Below are 16,449 nucleotides of genomic sequence, written 5' to 3' on the forward strand. Positions count from 1 at the left end.
GCGTCGACGATTATGCCCGGCCACAGTCCTAATGCGTCACCCGGGGTCAATCCCGGGTGAGGGATTGCGGAATGGGGATGCACCGAAACGAAAACGGGCTGCCGGATCACTCCAACAGCCCGTCCGGTCATAACGAAGAACCGGTCAGAATTGCAGCGGCATCACCGTCCTGACGCCGGGCAGGGCGCGGACCTTCGCGACCAGTTCCGGCGTGACCGCTTCGTCGACCGACAACAGCACCACCGCTTCGCCACCGGCATCGCGGCGACCCAAATGGAAGGTGCCGATATTGACGCCCGCCTCGCCCAGCGTCGTGCCGATGCGGCCGATGAAGCCGGGCGCGTCCTCGTTGACGACGTACAGCATGTGGCCGGCCAGATCGGCCTCGACCTTGATGCCGAACAGTTCGACCAGACGCGGCTGGGCGTTGCCGAACAGCGTGCCCGCGACCGACCGCTCGCCGGCTTCGGTCTTGAGCGAGACGCGGATCAGCGTGTGGTAATCGCCCTCGCGATCATTGCGGACTTCGCGAACCTCGATGCCGCGTTCCTTGGCGAGGAACGGCGCATTGACCATGTTCACCGTGTCCGACTGGACGCGCAGGAACCCGGCCAGCACCGCGCCGACGATCGGCTTCTGGTTCAGCTCAGCGGCGGCACCTTCGCCATGCACCGATACGCGGGCGATCGCGCCGGTGGTCAGCTGCCCGACCAGGCTGCCCAGCTTTTCGGCGAGCGCCATATAGGGCTTGAGGCGCGGTGCTTCCTCGGCCGACAGCGACGGCATGTTCAGCGCGTTGGTGACGCCGCCCGAAACCAGGAAATCAGCCATCTGTTCGGCGACCTGGATCGCGACGTTGACCTGCGCTTCGCTGGTCGACGCGCCCAGATGCGGGGTCGAAACGAAGTTCGGCGTGTTGAACAACGGCGATTCTTTCGCCGGCTCCTGCACGAACACATCCAGCGCCGCACCCGCGACCTGACCGCTGTCGAGCGCCGCCTTCAGCGCGACCTCGTCGACCAGACCGCCGCGCGCACAGTTGATGATGCGCACGCCCTTCTTGGTCTTGGCGATGTTTTCCGCCGACAGGATGTTGCGGGTCTGGTCGGTCAGCGGAGTGTGCAGCGTGATGAAGTCGGCACGCGCCAGCAGCTGGTCCAGCTCGACCTTCTCCACGCCGATCTCGATCGCGCGTTCGGGCGACAGGAACGGGTCGAAGGCGATGACCTTCATCTTCAGCCCCTGCGCACGGTCGGCGACGATCGACCCGATATTGCCTGCCCCGATCAGGCCCAGCGTCTTGCCGGTCAATTCGACGCCCATGAAGCGGTTCTTTTCCCACTTGCCGGCCTGCGTCGAGGCGTCGGCCTCGGGCAGCTGGCGTGCGAGTGCGAACATCAGCGCGATGGCGTGTTCGGCGGTGGTGATCGAGTTGCCGAACGGCGTGTTCATCACGACGACACCGGCAGCCGAGGCGGCGGGGATGTCGACGTTATCGACACCGATACCGGCGCGGCCGACGACTTTCAGGTTCTTGGCAGCGTCGAGGATCGCCTTGGTCACCTTGGTCGAGCTGCGAATGGCGAGACCGTCATAGTCGCCGATGATCGCGATCAGCTCCTCGGGCGTCTTGCCGGTGATTTCGTCCACCTCGACTCCGCGTTCGCGGAAAATCTGGGCGGCTTTGGGGTCCATCTTGTCGGAAATCAGAACTTTAGGCATGTTTTTCTCCCTCTCCCCTGCAGGGGAGAGGGCCGGGGAGAGGGGCAGTGCCGCGCAACCCGGCCCTATCGATTGTCAGGATAGCAGGAGAGGCAAGTTCCCCTCTCCCAACCCTCTCCCCTGAAGGGGAGAGGGCTATTCGTCAGCCCGCCTTGGCGGTGGCGTAGGCCCAGTCGAGCCACGGCCCGAGCGCCTCGATATCCGCCGTATCGACAGTCGCGCCGCACCAGATGCGCAGGCCCGCTGGCGCATCGCGGTATCCAGCGACGTCATAGGCGGCATTTTCGGCTTCGAGCAGCGACGCCATCTTCTTGATCAGCGCCTCGTCCGCACCCTCGACGGTCAGGCAGACGCTGGTCTTCGACCGGGTCGCCGGATCGGCGGCGAGATGGCCGAGCCAGTCGCGCTCGGCGACGATCTTGTCGAGCGCGGCGGCATTGGCATCGCTGCGCGCGATCAGACCGTCGGTGCCCAGCGACTTCGCCCATTCGAGGCTGAAGATCGCATCCTCGACCGCCAGCATCGACGGCGTGTTGATCGTCTCGCCCTTGAACACGCCTTCGGTCAGCTTGCCCTTCGACACGAGGCGAAAGACCTTGGGCAGCGGCCAGGCGGGGGTGTAGGTTTCGAGCCGTTCGACGGCGCGCGGGCCGAGGATCAGGACGCCATGCGCGCCCTCGCCGCCCAGTACCTTCTGCCAGGAGAAGGTCGCGACGTCGATCTTCGTCCAGTCGATGTCATAGGCAAACACGCCCGACGTCGCATCGGCGAACGACAGGCCTTCGCGATCGACCGGAATGAAATCGGCGTTCGGCACGCGCACGCCGCTGGTGGTGCCGTTCCAGGTGAACAGAACGTCGTTGCTCCAGTCGATCGCATCCAGATCGGGCAGCTGGCCGTAATCGGCGCGCACGACGGTCGGATCGATCTTCAGCTGCTTGACCGCGTCGGTCACCCAGCCTTCCCCAAAGCTTTCCCATGCCAGCGCGGTGACGGGACGTGCGCCCAGCATCGTCCACATCGCCATTTCGAACGCACCGGTGTCGGAACCGGGGACGATGCCGATGCGGTGGGTGTCGGGGAGGTTCAGCAGTTCGCGCATCAGGTCGATGCAATATTGCAAACGCTGCTTGCCGATTTTCGAACGGTGCGACCGGCCGAGGCTGACGGGGTTGAGGCGGTCGGCGGACCAGCCCGGCGGCTTGGCGCAAGGCCCGGACGAAAAATACGGGCGAGCGGGAGTCGTAGCCGGCTTAGGCGGAAGATCAGTCATGTCAGTCTCTCCTCACAGAGAGCACGCGCTGCGTTGGGACAGCGTGGCCCGCCGCGGCCATTACCGGCGTGTCTTGTCCGATACAACCCATGTTGTTGCGACGATGCGACCAAAGACGCATCATCTTTGTGGGAACCGTGCGCGACTCGCCGCGTTGCGTTTTGTTGATATGTCTATAGCGTACCCATCCTCGCCCACCGTTCTTATCGTTGAGGATGAGATGCTGGTCGCGATCGATCTGGAAGCGTCGCTCGAGGAGCATGGCTATCGGCCCGTCGGCATCGCTGCCGATATGATCGGGGCGATGGAATTGGCCGTGGTACGGCCCGACGTTGCGCTGGTCGACTGCAACTTGCGCGACGGACCGACCGGACCGATGATCGGACGATTGCTGGGCTGCAACTATGGCACGACGGTCATTTTCCTGACCGCGAACCCCAATTTGCTGAGCGACGGCATCGAAGGCGCGTTGGGCGTCGTCTCCAAGCCATGCGGCTACGAGTCGGTAGGACGGATCGTCGATTTCGCCGTGCGCGCCCGCGCTGGTGACTTGTCCGCACCGCCGATGGGGATCAGGCTGTTCGGGAATCATCGCGAGATGCTGGCGAGCGCTTAACCTCTGGTTCAGCGCGTTGCGCCCACACGCGGCGTTGACCCGTGTCCGGCCCTTCGCCGATAAGGACATCCATGAAGCGCGCGCTGGGCGGCATCGCTGCCGTCATCCTCCTGTTCGTACAGCCGGCCGCAGCGCAATCGATGTTGCGCGATGCAGAGACCGAAGCGTTGCTGAACGATATGTCGCGGCCGATTGCGGTCGCAGGGGGTCTCGATCCGCGCAACTTCAACGTGGTGTTGCTACAGGACAAGTCGATCAACGCCTTCGTCGCGGGTGGGCAGACGGTCTATGTCCATTCGGGACTGATCGACGCGGCCGACGACGCCAACGAGGTACAGGGCGTCATCGCCCATGAAATCGGCCATATCGTCGGCGGTCACGTGCCGCTGGCCGGGCGCGGCATGGCGCCCGCAACCGGCATCACCGTTTTGAGCCTGTTGCTGGGCGTCGCGGCGATGGCGGCGGGCGCGGGGGAAGCGGGGGCAGGCATCCTTGCCGCCGGACAACAGGCAGCGATGAGCAGCTATCTGGCGTTCAGCCGGACGCAGGAGAGCTCGGCCGACGCCGCCGGCACGCGGTTCCTGCGGAGTGCGAACATTTCGGGCGAAGGGATGCTGGACTTCTTCAAGAAGCTCCAGAACCTGGAATATCGCCTCGCGATCCCGCAGGACAACAGCTACCAGCGCACCCATCCGCTGAGTGGGGAGCGGATCGCCAATCTGACGCAGGATGTTCAATCCTCGCCGTCGTTCAAGGTCAAGACCGACCCCGCGCTGGAAATCCGGTTCAAGCGGGTGCAGGCGAAGCTGCGCGGCTATGTCAGCGATCCCAAGGATACGCTGCGCCGCTATCCGGCCACCGACCAGAGCGTCTACGCCCATTATGCGCGCGCCTATGCCTATCACAAATCGGGCTATCCCGAGCAGGCGGCGGACGAGACGCTCGCGCTGGTCAAATCGGCTCCCGACGACCCCTATTTCCTCGAACTCGAAGGGCAGATCCTGCTCGAATCGGGCAAACCGAAGGAAGCATTGTCGGCGCTGCGCGAGGCCACCGAGCGGACGCGGTCGTCACCACTGATCGCCGCCAGTTTCGGCCATGCGCTGATCGCGGCGGAGGACCCCGCGCTGCTGAACGAAGCCGAACGGGTGCTGAAACAGGCGGTGGCGCGCGACAATCAGAACCCGTTCGCATGGTATCAGCTGAGCATCCTGTACGAACGGCGCGGCGATCCGGCGCGCGTCGCGCTGGCGATGGCAGAATATACGTCGCTGATCGGCGACAACGGCATGGCGCTGGCCAGTGCGCGGCGGGCGATGGCGCTGCTGCCGCAGGGGTCGAGCGACTGGATCAGGGCACAGGACATACAGATGACGTCGCAGACCGCGTTCGAGGAAGAAAAACGCAACCGCGGGCGGCGGGGCTGACCATGGGCCGGTCGGGCAATATCGCGATGCTGGCGGCGGCGGCGCTGGCCGGCGCAGGCGGCGCGATCGTCGCGCAACGGGTCGCGACCGATCGCACGGCGACCGAGACGGTGGTGCGCGACTATATCCTCGCCAATCCCGAAATCCTGCCCGAAGCACTGCGGCGGTTGCAGGCCAAGCAGGCCGGACTGGCAGTGGCGGCCAACCGGGCGGCGATCGTCGAACCCTTTCCGGGGGCGGTCGCCGGCAATCCGAACGGCGATGTCAGCGTCGTCGCCTATCTCGATTATGCCTGCGGTTTCTGCCGCGCCAGCCTGCCGGCGATCACCGGCCTGATCGCGAGCGACCCGAACGTCCGGATCGTCTACCGCGAACTGCCCATCCTGTCGCAGGGCAGCCGCACCGCCGCCGAATGGGCATTGGCGGCGGCACAGCAGGGCAAGTTCAAGCCGTTCCACGACGCGCTCTATGCCGCCGGCCGGGTCGATGCCGCATCGATCGAGGCGGCGGCGCGGGCCGCGAAGCTCGACACGAACGCCGCGCGCATCGCGATCGCATCACCGCAGATCGCGGGAGAAATCGAACGCAATATGAAGGTCATGAGCCTGCTCGGCTTCAGCGGCACGCCGTCGTGGGTGGTCGGCGATCAGGTGCTGGGCGGTGCGCAGACGCTGCCGGCGTTACAGGCAGCGGTGGCGGAAGCGCGCAAGGCAACGTCGGTACCCGCCGCCTAGCGCCCGAACCCGGCCTTTTCTCCGTCATCAAACCATGGGACAAGCCGCTCCATGGACACCATTCTTTCGATCCGGGGCGTCGCCAAGACGTACAAGTCCGGCACGGTCGCATTGCAGCCGACCGATCTCGACATCGGCAAGGGCGAGATCTTTGCGTTGCTGGGGCCGAACGGGGCGGGCAAGACGACGTTGATCAGCATCGTGTGCGGCATCGTCACGCCGAGCGCGGGGACGATTACCGCCGCCGGGTTCGACACGGTCCACGACTATCGCGAGACGCGGACCCGGATCGGGCTGGTGCCGCAGGAATTGCTGACCGACGCGTTCGAAACGGTGATGGCGACCGTCACCTTCTCGCGCCGGCTGTTCGGACGGCATGGCGATCCGGCCTTCATCGAAAAACTGCTGCGCGACCTGACCTTGTGGGACAAGCGCGATGCGAAGATGACCGAACTGTCGGGCGGCATGAAACGACGCGTGATGATCGCCAAGGCGCTGTCCCACGAACCCGACATCCTGTTCCTCGACGAACCGACGGCGGGCGTCGACGTCGAACTGCGCCGCGACATGTGGCGGCTGGTCCACGACCTGCGGTCGCGCGGCGTCACCATCATCCTGACCACCCATTATATCGAGGAGGCCGAGGAGATGGCCGACCGGGTCGGGGTGATCGCCAAGGGGCGGCTGATCCTGGTCGACGAGAAGGCGGCGCTGATGCGCAAGCTGGGCAAGAAGACGCTGACGCTGACGCTGGCCGAAGCGATGGAAACGGTGCCGGCGGCATTGTCGCACTGGCCGCTGACACTGACCGACGAAGGCTATGCGCTCACCTTCGCCTTCGATGCCAATGCCGAGGACAATGGTGTGCGCGCACTGTTGCGCGCGGTCGACGAGGCCGGGATCGCGTGGAAGGATATCGCGACCAAACAGTCGAGCCTTGAGGACATCTTCGTCGGGCTGGTCCATGAAGAGGAGAGCCGGGCATGACCTTCAACTGGCATGGCGTGCTGGCCATCTATCGATTCGAACTGGCACGGTTCGGGCGCACGATCTGGACCTCGCTGATGACGCCGGTCATCACGACGTCGCTCTATTTCGTCGTATTCGGCACCGCGATCGGCAGCCGGATGAACGAGGTGTCGGGCGTACCCTATGGCGCGTTCATCGTTCCCGGTCTCATGATGTTGACGATGCTGACCGAAAGCATCTTCAACGCCAGTTTCGGCATCTTCATGCCGAAATGGTCAGGGACGATCTACGAACTGCTCTCGGCCCCTGTTTCCACGCTGGAGACACTGGTCGGCTATGTCGGCGCGGCGGCGAGCAAGTCGTGTATCGTCGCACTGGTGATCTTCGCCACCGCGCATCTGTTCGTCGATGTACAGGTCGCGCACCCGTTCTGGGCACTCTGCTATCTGCTGCTGGTCGCGGTCACGTTCTGCCTGTTCGGCTTCATCCTCGGGCTATGGGCCAAAGGGTTCGAACAGTTGCAGGTCATTCCGCTGCTGGTGGTGACGCCGCTGACGTTTCTGGGCGGGGCATTCTATTCGATCGACATGCTGCCGGGCGCATGGCGGACGATCAGTCTGTTCAATCCGATCGTCTATCTGATCAGCGGGTTTCGCTGGACCTTTTTCGGCGTGGGCGATGTTCCGGTGACCGCGAGTCTCGGCGCGACCTTTGCGTTTCTGTGCATTTGCGTGACCGTCATCACGGTGATCTTCCGCACCGGCTGGCGATTGAAGAAGTAAGGGACGAGCGATGGATCTGGGAATTGCCGGCCGCAAGGCGATCGTGTGCGCATCGAGCGCCGGGCTGGGCCGTGCCTGTGCGCTGGAACTCGCGCGCGCCGGGGTCGATGTCGTCGTCAATGGACGCGACACGGCGAAGCTGGCGGCGACGGCGGCCGCGATCCGCGAAGAGACCGGCGTGACGGTGATCGAGGTCGTCGGCGACCTGTCGACCGACGAAGGCCGCGCCGCGCTGCTCGCCGCCTGTCCCGACCCCGACATTCTGGTCAACAATAATGGCGGGCCGCCGGTCAAACCCTATACCGAGCTGGCGGCCGACGGCATCCGGGCGGGGCTGGAAAGCAATTTCGTCACGCCGGCGTTGTTGTTGCAGGCGGTGTTGCCCGGCATGGTCGCGCGCGGGTTCGGACGGGTGGTCAACATCACCTCCGGATCGGTCAAGATGCCGCTGCCGGGCCTCGACCTGTCGAGCGGCGCACGGGCGGGGTTGACCGGCTTCGTCGCGGGGATTGCGCGGCAGGTTGCCGGATCGAACGTGACGATCAACGGCCTGTTGCCCGGATCGTTCGACACCGCGCGCATCGCATCGATGAGCGAGGCGGCGGCGCAAAAGAACGGCACCAGCCCGGCTGAGGAGAAGGCGAAGCGGGCGGAAGCGATCCCGGCAAAGCGGATCGGCGATCCGGCGGAGTTCGGCGCCGCGTGCGCGTTCCTGTGTTCGGACAAGGCCGGGTTCATCACCGGGCAGAGCCTGTTGATCGATGGTGGGGCGTTTCCGGGAATTATGTGATTTTCACGCGAAGGCGCGAAGGCGCAGAGGGGTTGCGCAGTTGGAAACCGGGTTCGCTCGGCAGACCATCTCCTTCGCTGCAACAAAGAGTAAGAGCCGCTATCGCGGCCGACCTCGCCGCGAACGCTATTCCTCCGCGTCTCTGCGCGAAATCTACCTTCCGTTCTTCCTACTCTTCGCGTCTCCGCGCCCTCGCGTGAAACTCAAAAAATCCCGAGAAACTTCTTGCGCTGTTCCTTGCGCTCACCACGGTTCGACTTGCCGTCCTCGGCCTTGGCGGTCGTGCCGCGACCGACATCGTCGCGCGGCTCGCCGCCCTTGGTCCGCTGTGCCCGCGCCGTCGCGCCAGCGAGGATCGGGCCGCAGGCGGCACCCTTCGCATCGCCCGGATCGACGAACGCCAGCACACCGGCAAGCGGCGTCGCCACCAGCGCGAGGCCGAGGCCCGCACCGGCGCGTCCGAGCAACTCGGGACTGATGACCGAATAGCGTGGGCTTGCGAAATAGCCGCCGATGCCGACCGGCGACTGGCCCGCCAGAAACGAGAAGCGTTTGGAATCGGCGCGGAAGGCCAGATCGATCGATTCGTTACGGAAGCTGAAACCGCCGCGCCCGATCATCACGTTCTTCTGCGTGTCGATCAGGATCGGGTCCGCCGCCGCGACGCCGCCGCGCACGGTAAAGCCGATCAGCCCGCAATTGATCCGGACCGGCTCCTTCAACCGCCCCTCGAACATCTTTTGAGCAAAGGTGCCGAGGTCGAGTTCGGACAACTGCACGTTGCGCGTCCAGAAGCTGCCGCCGGGCAGGATGATCGCGATCCGGCCATTCGACGCCGCCAGCGACTCCTGCACGGTATCGCCGGTACCGGTCAGCTTCACCCGCGCCTTGACCGTACCCGACGTGCCCGCTTCCTCGACGCCCCAGCCGGCGAGCAGGCGCCCCATCGGTGTCGGTGACAGGCGAATGTCGTAATCGGTAACCGCCGGACGGCGGCGGGCGTCGATCACCACGTCCGACGCGACATTGCCGCGCGCCATGGCAAAGGTCAGCGGCGACAGTTTCAGCAGCCGGTCGTCCAGGTCGAGCGTCAGGTCGACATCGGACACCGGCAGGCTGCGGGCGCGGACGGTAGCGACCTTGTAGTGGACCTTCGCATCGAAATTGCGCAACGCCTCGACATTCAGCTTCGCATCCGGGAGCAAGCGCGGTGCCCCGCCCGCGCGCTGGATCACGCCCGCCGCGCCCTGTGCCTCGACGCGTTCGAGGTCGTAGCCAACGAAGGCCGACATATCGACGATGTCGAGCGTACGCGAAGTCAGGTCGGCGGTCAGCAGCAGGCGCGGTTCGCGTTGCGTCACCGTCAGGTTGCCGGCGAGGTCGCTGTCGCCGAATCGCCCGCGCAGCCGCGTGAATTTCCAGTCGGGACCGTCCTTGGTCATCCGTCCGGTCAGGCGATAGGTGCGGGTATCGGGCGTGACGATGCCGAGCACCGCGAACACGTCCGACAGGTTGCGCCCACGCAGTCGGACGGCAAGGTTCGATCCGTCGAGCTCGGTCGGGCCGGGCAGGGTACCGGCAAGGATCGCGACCGAACGCGCCACTTCGATCCGCGCGGTCAGCTGATTCTGTCCCCCGCGAATCGTCGCGTCGGGCGACTGCAACTGGCCGGTCAGCCGGAACGGGCGACCACGCACCGTCCCCTGCCCGGCTGCACGGATCGCCCCGGCGAATTGGGCGTCGCTGGTCTCGACCGCATCGAGCGTGAAATTGCCGTCGAGCAGGAATTGTGGGTCACGGTAGCGGATGCGCGTGTCCCGGAACGTCCCCGCGCGAACGATCGGCAGGTCGAGCTTCTTGCCCGGCTTGTCCGGATCGCCGAAGGTCCAGGTGTTGCGCTTGCGCGCGGCGTCCCAGTGCAGGTCGGCCCGCGCGCCGTCGAGCTCCAGCCAGTTGACCCGCCGCCGCCCGAACAGGAAGGTCAGGGTCGCGGTCGAGCTGTCGAGCTTCTTCGCCTCGAACAAATTGCCGCCGCCTGCCCAGTCGGGGTTCGATACCGACAATCCCTCGGCAAGGAACTTCAGGTCGATGGGATTGAAGTAGAACTGGAAATCGCCGGCGACACGGACCGTGCGGCCGCTGCCCGACGATGCGATCCGTTCGAACGTGCCCTTCAGGAAGCGGCCCTTGGTCACGAACAGGATGAGCCAGGCGAGGAACAACGTGCCGACGATTCCGATGACCGTCCGCAGCGCGATCCGCCGCCAGTCGCGGCGGCGGGGGGCGTCGGATGCGCCGGCAGTCGGGGAAACTTCGGCCATCGCTCCTCAACCGTTCGGGTGCGTAACGAGTTCCAGTGGTTGCGTTCGGCACCTATCCGGGTTAGGGGCGCGCTCTTTCCACGACTCCGAAGGGATTCGCCCGGCCATCTGGGGCTGCCGCGGCAATCCGCACGTCGTGATTTTTGAGGAGACCAAAATGCCCAAGCTCAAGACCAAGAGCGGCGTCAAGAAGCGCTTCAAGCTCACCGCCACCGGCAAGATCAAGCACGGTGTCGCGGGCAAGCGCCACCGCCTGATCTCGCACAACGCGAAGTATATCCGCCAGAACCGCGGGACTTCGGTCCTGGCCGACGCCGACACCGCACGTGTCAAGGCGTGGGCGCCCTACGGCCTTCGTTAAGGAGTACTGAGCAATGGCACGCATCAAGCGCGGCACGACCACCAAGGCGAAGCACAAGCGGATTTTGGATCAGGCGAAGGGCTATTATGGCCGTCGCAAGAACACCATCCGCATCGCGCGCCAGGCCGTCGAAAAGGCCGGCCAGTACGCCTATCGCGACCGCAAGGTTAAGAAGCGCACGTTCCGCGGCCTGTGGATCCAGCGCATCAACGCCGGTGTCCGGGCGGAAGGCATCACCTATTCGCAGTTCATGCACGGCTGCAAGCTGGCCGGTATCGAACTCGACCGGAAGGTCCTGGCCGATATCGCCATGCACGAGGAAGCCGCCTTCAAGGCGATCGTCGCGCAGGCGAAGGCCGCCCTGCCGGAACAGGCCGCCGCTTAACACGCTGCGGTTCTGGTTTGCGGGATAAAAGACGCCGGTGGGGAAACCCGCCGGCGTTTTTTTGTCGTACGCAGGCTGACCTTCGTCATCCCGGCGAAAGCCGGGATCCATGGATAGGCGACGCTGACGGTAGCGCGGACCATCAGCCACCCCCCGTCCGTGGATCCCGACTTTCGTCGGGATGACGGGTGGAATAGGGTTTGCACATGACCACAGTCCGCGAACCCTGCGTCTATATCGTCGCCAGCGGACGGCACGGCACCCTCTACACCGGCGTCACCAGCAACCTGATCCAGCGTATCCACCAGCACCGCGCAGGCACCTCCAACGGCTTCTCCCGTCGGAACAATTGCCACCGTCTCGTCTGGTTCGAACGCCACGAAACGATGGAAACCGCCATTCAGCGCGAGAAACGGATCAAGGAATGGCAGCGCAACTGGAAACTCACGCTGATCGAAACCACCAACCCCCACTGGTCCGACCTCGCCACGGGGCTAGGCTTCGTCGCCGTTCCGCAATAAAGCCGGTCGCCTATCCCGACACCCGGAGCGACCGTGACCCCCGATCTCGACCAAATGCGTGCCGACCTGCTCGCCGCCATCGATGCTTCCGCAGGGATCGATGCGCTGGAGGCGGTGCGGGTTCATGCGCTGGGCAAGCAGGGGGCGATCACCGGCCTGCTCAAGACACTCGGTGCCCTGTCGCCGGAGGAGCGCCAGACCGTGGCGCCCGGCATCCACGCCCTGCGCGAGGCGGTGACGCATGCGATCGGCGTGCGCAAGGCCGATCTGGAAGCGCGGGCGCTGGCAGCGAAGCTGGCGAGCGAGCGCGTCGACCTGACGCTGCCGGTCGACCGGCCTGCGGCGGGCGGGGTGCATCCGGTCGCGCAGGTCATGGACGAGCTGGCCGAAATCTTCGCCGATCTGGGCTTCGCGGTGGCGACGGGTCCGGAGATCGAGGACGACTGGCACAACTTCACCGCGCTCAATATTCCGGAGACGCATCCGGCACGGGCGATGCATGATACGTTCTACGCGCAGCGCCGAAGCCAGCAGGGCGAGACCAGCGCAAGCGCGGCCGGCGGCGCCGAAGCGCCGTCGGACGGTGCGGGCGCACCGCCGGCCGGTCCGGAGCAGGACCGAACCGTGGAACGGTTCGTGCTCCGGACCCACACCTCCCCCGTCCAGATTCGCACGATGATGGCGCAGAAACCCCCGATCCGCATCATCGCGCCGGGGCGGGTCTATCGCAGCGACTCCGATGCCACCCACACGCCGATGTTCCATCAGATCGAAGGGCTGGTGATCGATCGCGGCATCCATATGGGGCATCTCAAATGGACGCTGGAGACGTTCCTGAAAGCCTATTTCGAGCGCGACGACATCGTGCTGCGCCTGCGCCCCAGCTATTTCCCGTTCACCGAACCGTCGGCGGAGGTCGATATCGGCTATACGCTGGAAAAGGGCCGGCGCGTCGTCGGCGGTGATCCGGCCAAGGGCAATGGCGGCTGGATGGAAGTGTTGGGCAGCGGCATGGTCCATCCCAAGGTCATCGAGGCGTGCGGGCTGGACCCGAACGAGTGGCAGGGCTTTGCGTTCGGCACCGGCGTCGACCGGCTGGCGATGCTGAAATACGGCATGGACGATCTACGCCCGTTCTTCGACGGCGACCTGCGCTGGTTGAAACATTATGGATTCTCGGCGCTGGACGTTCCCACGCTGTCGGGGGGAGTGACGGCATGAAGTTCACCTATGGCTGGCTCCAGCAGCATCTCGACACCGATGCGTCGCTCGACACGATCCTCGATGGGCTGACCCGGATCGGGCTGGAGGTCGAGGGCGTCGAGAATCCGGGCGAGAAGCTGGCCGCGTTCCGCGTTGCCCGCGTCCTGAGCGCCGAACGGCATCCGCAGGCGGACAAGTTGCAGGTACTGTCGGTCGATGCCGGCGACGGTCCGTTGCAGGTGGTGTGCGGTGCGCCCAATGCCCGTGCGGGGCTGGTCGGGGTGTTCGGGATGCCCGGCGCGACCGTTCCGGCCAACGGCATGGTGCTGAAGGTCGCGGCGATCCGCGGCGTCGAATCGAACGGCATGATGTGTTCGACCCGCGAACTGGAGCTGGGCGAGGATCATGACGGGATCATCGAGCTGCCCGATGATGCGCCGGTCGGCACCCCCTTCCCCGCCTATGCCGGATTGGACGATCCGGTCATCGACGTCAGCATCACGCCCAACCGGCAGGATTGCATGGGCGTGCGCGGGATCGCACGCGATCTGGCGGCGGCGGGCTATGGTTCGCTGAAACCCTTGGCGGTGCCGGTGGTGGCGGGCGAAGGCGATGGTCCCGACGTGCGGGTCGAGGACGCCGATGGCTGTCCGGCCTTTTACGCGCAGGCGGTGCGTGGGCTGACCAATGGCGAGTCGCCCGACTGGATGCGCAAGCGGCTGACCGCGATCGGGCAGAAGCCGATCTCGACGCTGGTCGACATCACCAATTACGTGATGTTCGATCTCGGGCGGCCGTTGCACGTCTATGACATGGCCAAGCTGGCCGGCGGGCTGGTCGCGCGCAAGGCGGAGGCGGGGGAGAGCGTCGTCGCGCTGAACGGCAAGTCGTACCTGCTGGCCGGCGGCGAGACGGTGATCGCCGACGATGCGGCGGTGCATGACATTGGCGGCATCATGGGCGGCGAGCATTCGGGCGTGTCGGACACGACCACCGACGTGCTGATCGAATGCGCGTACTTCAATCCGCAAGCGATCGCGCGGACGGGGCAGAAACTGGCGCTGACCAGCGATGCGCGCACCCGCTTCGAACGCGGGGTCGACCCGGCGTTCCTCGACGACGGGCTGGCCATTGCGACCGATTACGTGCTGCAATTGTGCGGCGGGACCGCCAGCGGCGTGACGAAGGCCGGCACCCCGCCGACCGACCTGCGCACGATCATCCATCAGCCCGGCCGCGTCGCGACGCTGGGCGGGCTGGACGTCGCCGAGGATCGCCAGCGCGAGATCCTCGAACGGCTGGGCTTCATCGTCGGCGATGGCTGGCAGGTCATGGTGCCGTCGTGGCGGCGCGATATCGACGGGACCGCCGATCTGGTCGAGGAAGTCATTCGTATCGAGGGGCTCGACAAGGTCCCTTCGACCCCGCTCGACCGGCCGGCGGGGGTGGCGGTGCCGACCGCGACCCCGGAACAGAAGCTGGAGCGCCGCATCCGGCGCGCGGCGGCGGCGCGCGGGCTGGCCGAGGCGATTACGTGGAGCTTCATCGCCGAGAACGAGGCTGCACCCTTCGGCGGCGGCGCGTGGGAGGTCGTCAATCCGATCGCCAACGATATGCGAATCATGCGGCCATCGCTGTTGCCCGGATTGCTGAGCGCGGCGGCGCGCAACCTGAAGCGCGGGCAGTCGAGCGTGCGGCTGTTCGAGATCGGCCGGCGCTATCTGGCCGATGCCGAGCGGATGACGCTGGGCATCGTGTTCGCGGGGGAACGGTCGCCACGCGGGTGGCGCGGGGGCAAGGCACAGGGCTTCGACGCGTTCGATGCCAAGGGTGAGTTGCTCGCGCTGCTGGAGGCGGCGGGTGCGCCGGTCGGCAATCTGCAGGTGATGGATGCGCCGGGCGACGTCTATCATCCCGGACAGTCGGCGACGCTGCGGCTGGGGCCGAAGACGGTGCTGGCGAGCTTCGGCGTGCTGCATCCGACCATCGCCAAGGCGTTCGACCTGCCCGCCGGCACGGTCGCGGGCGAGCTGTATCTCGACGCGCTGCCGGCCAGGCGCGGTGGTGGCGCGATGCGCGGAGCCTATGCGCCGCCGGCGTTGCAGGCGGTGACGCGCGACTTCGCGTTCGTGGTGGCCGACAGCGTGACTGGCGACCAGCTGGTGCGGGCGGTGCGCGGCGCGGACAAGGCGGCGATCGTCGATGCGCGGCTGTTCGACGTGTTCGCAGGCGCTGGCGTCGAGCCGGGGCACAAGAGCCTTGCCATCGAGGTGACGTTGCAGCCGGGGGCGAAGAGCTTCACCGATGCCGAATTGAAGGCGGTGTCGGACAAGATCGTCGCTGCGGCGACCAAGATCGGCGGGAGCCTGCGCGCATGACCGTAACCCTGACCAATGGCACGCTGACCGTGGCGGTCGAACCGCTGGGGGCCGAACTGCATTCGATCAAGGACCGGCAAGGCCGCGAGCTGATGACCAATGCCGATCCGGCATACTGGACCGGCCATGCGCCGATCCTGTTCCCGATCATCGGCGCGGTGCAGGGCGACGAATATCGCGTCGACGGCACGACCTATCCGATGGCCAAGCACGGATTTGCACGGCGGCGGAAGTTTACGAAGGTTGCACATAGCGACACATTCGTACGGTTCGAACTGACCGACGATGAAGAGACGCGCGCCGTCTATCCGTTCGCATTCATGCTCCACGTGGAACATCGGCTGGAGGGGGCGACGCTCCATACCGAGGTGACGGTGACCAACAGGGGCGACCGCGACCTGCCGGCGAGCATCGGCTTTCATCCGGCATTCGCGTGGCCGCTGCCGTACGGGCACGACCGGGCGGACCATCGGATGGTATTTTCGGATGCCGAAGTTGGCACCGTCGCCGCGATTGCCGACAACGGGACGATCGCGCCCGAGCGGCGGCCCGATTCGGTGGTGGACCGGGTGTTGCCGCTGACCGACGATCTGTTCGCGCGCGATGCGCTGGTTTTCGATCCGGTTCGAAGCACCTGGGTGCGGTATGGGGCGGAAGACGGTCCGCAGTTGCGGGTCGATTTTCCGGGGATGCCGAAGCTGGGCATCTGGACCAAGCCGGGTGCCAGCTTCGTCTGTATCGAGCCGTGGGACGGGATAGCCGACCCGGAGGGGTTTGCGGGCGATATCTTCGACAAGCCGGGGATCAACCGGGTCGCGCCGGGGGCGTCGCATCGGGCGGCGATGTCGGTGACGTTGGAAAGTTGATTTTCACGCGAAGGCGCGGAGACGCGAAGAGAAGAAATCAGGCTGGATTTCGCGCAGAGGCGCAGAGGCGCGGAGGGGTTGCGATTGCTGCTACCGGGTGC

The 16,449-nt window shown here is 65.7% G+C and carries 15 protein-coding genes; 12 read left to right on the top strand and 3 right to left on the bottom strand.

Annotation, left to right across the window (positions count from 1 at the left end):
• Positions 1 to 144: 144 nt before the first annotated feature.
• Together serA and ASE90_RS08120 are read right to left on the bottom strand one after the other, a co-directional pair.
• Complete coding sequence (serA, locus tag ASE90_RS08115) at positions 145 to 1,722, bottom strand: phosphoglycerate dehydrogenase (protein ID WP_055998698.1); 1,578 nt, start codon at positions 1,720 to 1,722, stop codon at positions 145 to 147.
• 142 nt (positions 1,723 to 1,864) lie between these two features.
• Positions 1,865 to 2,995, bottom strand: a complete 1,131-nt coding sequence (locus ASE90_RS08120; protein ID WP_055998700.1) for a phosphoserine transaminase — start codon at positions 2,993 to 2,995, stop codon at positions 1,865 to 1,867.
• A gap of 73 nt (positions 2,996 to 3,068) precedes the next feature.
• Here ASE90_RS08120 and ASE90_RS19060 point away from each other — a divergent pair, with 73 nt between their 5' ends.
• From ASE90_RS19060 to ASE90_RS08150, 6 genes are all read left to right on the top strand, one after another.
• Complete coding sequence (locus tag ASE90_RS19060) at positions 3,069 to 3,611, top strand: response regulator (RefSeq protein ID WP_162235071.1); 543 nt, start codon at positions 3,069 to 3,071, stop codon at positions 3,609 to 3,611.
• A 71-nt stretch (positions 3,612 to 3,682) separates the two neighbouring features.
• Positions 3,683 to 5,038 (top strand): M48 family metalloprotease, encoded by a 1,356-nt coding sequence (locus ASE90_RS08130; RefSeq protein ID WP_055998704.1) that lies wholly within the window; start codon positions 3,683 to 3,685, stop codon positions 5,036 to 5,038.
• A gap of 2 nt (positions 5,039 to 5,040) precedes the next feature.
• On the top strand, positions 5,041 to 5,772 hold the full coding sequence (locus tag ASE90_RS08135; protein WP_055998706.1) for a DsbA family protein: 732 nt from the start codon (positions 5,041 to 5,043) through the stop codon (positions 5,770 to 5,772).
• Between the two features lie 51 nt (positions 5,773 to 5,823).
• Positions 5,824 to 6,759 (top strand): ABC transporter ATP-binding protein, encoded by a 936-nt coding sequence (locus ASE90_RS08140; protein WP_055998708.1) that lies wholly within the window; start codon positions 5,824 to 5,826, stop codon positions 6,757 to 6,759.
• Complete coding sequence (locus ASE90_RS08145; RefSeq protein ID WP_055998710.1) at positions 6,756 to 7,523, top strand: ABC transporter permease; 768 nt, start codon at positions 6,756 to 6,758, stop codon at positions 7,521 to 7,523. Before ASE90_RS08140 ends, ASE90_RS08145 begins: the two co-directional genes overlap by 4 nt.
• A 10-nt stretch (positions 7,524 to 7,533) precedes the next feature.
• A complete protein-coding gene (locus ASE90_RS08150; protein ID WP_055998712.1) occupies positions 7,534 to 8,313 on the top strand; it encodes an SDR family oxidoreductase in 780 nt (259 codons plus the stop codon).
• Positions 8,314 to 8,516: 203 nt separating this feature from the next.
• Here the strand turns inward: ASE90_RS08150 and ASE90_RS08155 are convergent, their stop codons facing one another.
• On the bottom strand, positions 8,517 to 10,634 hold the full coding sequence (locus ASE90_RS08155; protein ID WP_055998714.1) for an AsmA family protein: 2,118 nt from the start codon (positions 10,632 to 10,634) through the stop codon (positions 8,517 to 8,519).
• 157 nt (positions 10,635 to 10,791) lie between these two features.
• Here ASE90_RS08155 and rpmI point away from each other — a divergent pair, with 157 nt between their 5' ends.
• The 6 genes from rpmI (at position 10,792) to ASE90_RS08185 (ending at position 16,348) form a co-directional block, all read left to right on the top strand.
• Positions 10,792 to 10,995 carry a 50S ribosomal protein L35 gene (rpmI, locus tag ASE90_RS08160; protein WP_055757212.1) on the top strand — a complete coding sequence of 68 codons (204 nt, stop codon included), beginning with the start codon at positions 10,792 to 10,794 and terminating at the stop codon, positions 10,993 to 10,995.
• Positions 10,996 to 11,008: 13 nt separating this feature from the next.
• Positions 11,009 to 11,380 carry a 50S ribosomal protein L20 gene (gene rplT, locus ASE90_RS08165; RefSeq protein WP_055757215.1) on the top strand — a complete coding sequence of 124 codons (372 nt, stop codon included), beginning with the start codon at positions 11,009 to 11,011 and terminating at the stop codon, positions 11,378 to 11,380.
• A gap of 206 nt (positions 11,381 to 11,586) precedes the next feature.
• The gene (locus ASE90_RS08170) at positions 11,587 to 11,901 is read left to right on the top strand and encodes a GIY-YIG nuclease family protein (protein WP_055998717.1); all 315 of its coding nucleotides are present in this window, start codon (positions 11,587 to 11,589) and stop codon (positions 11,899 to 11,901) included.
• A gap of 54 nt (positions 11,902 to 11,955) precedes the next feature.
• The gene (pheS, locus tag ASE90_RS08175) at positions 11,956 to 13,122 is read left to right on the top strand and encodes a phenylalanine--tRNA ligase subunit alpha (protein ID WP_200910849.1); all 1,167 of its coding nucleotides are present in this window, start codon (positions 11,956 to 11,958) and stop codon (positions 13,120 to 13,122) included.
• A complete protein-coding gene (gene pheT, locus ASE90_RS08180; RefSeq protein WP_055998721.1) occupies positions 13,119 to 15,482 on the top strand; it encodes a phenylalanine--tRNA ligase subunit beta in 2,364 nt (787 codons plus the stop codon). The genes pheS and pheT overlap by 4 nt, the downstream gene beginning before the upstream one ends.
• Positions 15,479 to 16,348, top strand: a complete 870-nt coding sequence (locus tag ASE90_RS08185; protein ID WP_055998723.1) for an aldose 1-epimerase family protein — start codon at positions 15,479 to 15,481, stop codon at positions 16,346 to 16,348. Before pheT ends, ASE90_RS08185 begins: the two co-directional genes overlap by 4 nt.
• The last annotated feature ends 101 nt before the right edge of the window (positions 16,349 to 16,449 follow it).

Source organism: Sphingomonas sp. Leaf67, from assembly GCF_001421965.1.
GTDB lineage: Bacteria > Pseudomonadota > Alphaproteobacteria > Sphingomonadales > Sphingomonadaceae > Sphingomonas.

Excerpts from the sequence above, each read along its gene's own strand:
- serA (WP_055998698.1), bottom strand. The coding sequence starts at position 1,722 with ATGCCTAAAGTTCTGATTTCCGACAAGATGGACCCCAAAGCCGCCCAG.
- ASE90_RS08120 (WP_055998700.1), bottom strand. The coding sequence starts at position 2,995 with ATGACTGATCTTCCGCCTAAGCCGGCTACGACTCCCGCTCGCCCGTAT.
- ASE90_RS08130 (WP_055998704.1), top strand. The coding sequence starts at position 3,683 with ATGAAGCGCGCGCTGGGCGGCATCGCTGCCGTCATCCTCCTGTTCGTA.
- ASE90_RS08135 (WP_055998706.1), top strand. The coding sequence starts at position 5,041 with ATGGGCCGGTCGGGCAATATCGCGATGCTGGCGGCGGCGGCGCTGGCC.
- ASE90_RS08140 (WP_055998708.1), top strand. The coding sequence starts at position 5,824 with ATGGACACCATTCTTTCGATCCGGGGCGTCGCCAAGACGTACAAGTCC.
- ASE90_RS08145 (WP_055998710.1), top strand. The coding sequence starts at position 6,756 with ATGACCTTCAACTGGCATGGCGTGCTGGCCATCTATCGATTCGAACTG.
- ASE90_RS08150 (WP_055998712.1), top strand. The coding sequence starts at position 7,534 with ATGGATCTGGGAATTGCCGGCCGCAAGGCGATCGTGTGCGCATCGAGC.
- ASE90_RS08155 (WP_055998714.1), bottom strand. The coding sequence starts at position 10,634 with ATGGCCGAAGTTTCCCCGACTGCCGGCGCATCCGACGCCCCCCGCCGC.
- rpmI (WP_055757212.1), top strand. The coding sequence starts at position 10,792 with ATGCCCAAGCTCAAGACCAAGAGCGGCGTCAAGAAGCGCTTCAAGCTC.
- rplT (WP_055757215.1), top strand. The coding sequence starts at position 11,009 with ATGGCACGCATCAAGCGCGGCACGACCACCAAGGCGAAGCACAAGCGG.
- ASE90_RS08170 (WP_055998717.1), top strand. The coding sequence starts at position 11,587 with ATGACCACAGTCCGCGAACCCTGCGTCTATATCGTCGCCAGCGGACGG.
- pheS (WP_200910849.1), top strand. The coding sequence starts at position 11,956 with ATGCGTGCCGACCTGCTCGCCGCCATCGATGCTTCCGCAGGGATCGAT.
- pheT (WP_055998721.1), top strand. The coding sequence starts at position 13,119 with ATGAAGTTCACCTATGGCTGGCTCCAGCAGCATCTCGACACCGATGCG.
- ASE90_RS08185 (WP_055998723.1), top strand. The coding sequence starts at position 15,479 with ATGACCGTAACCCTGACCAATGGCACGCTGACCGTGGCGGTCGAACCG.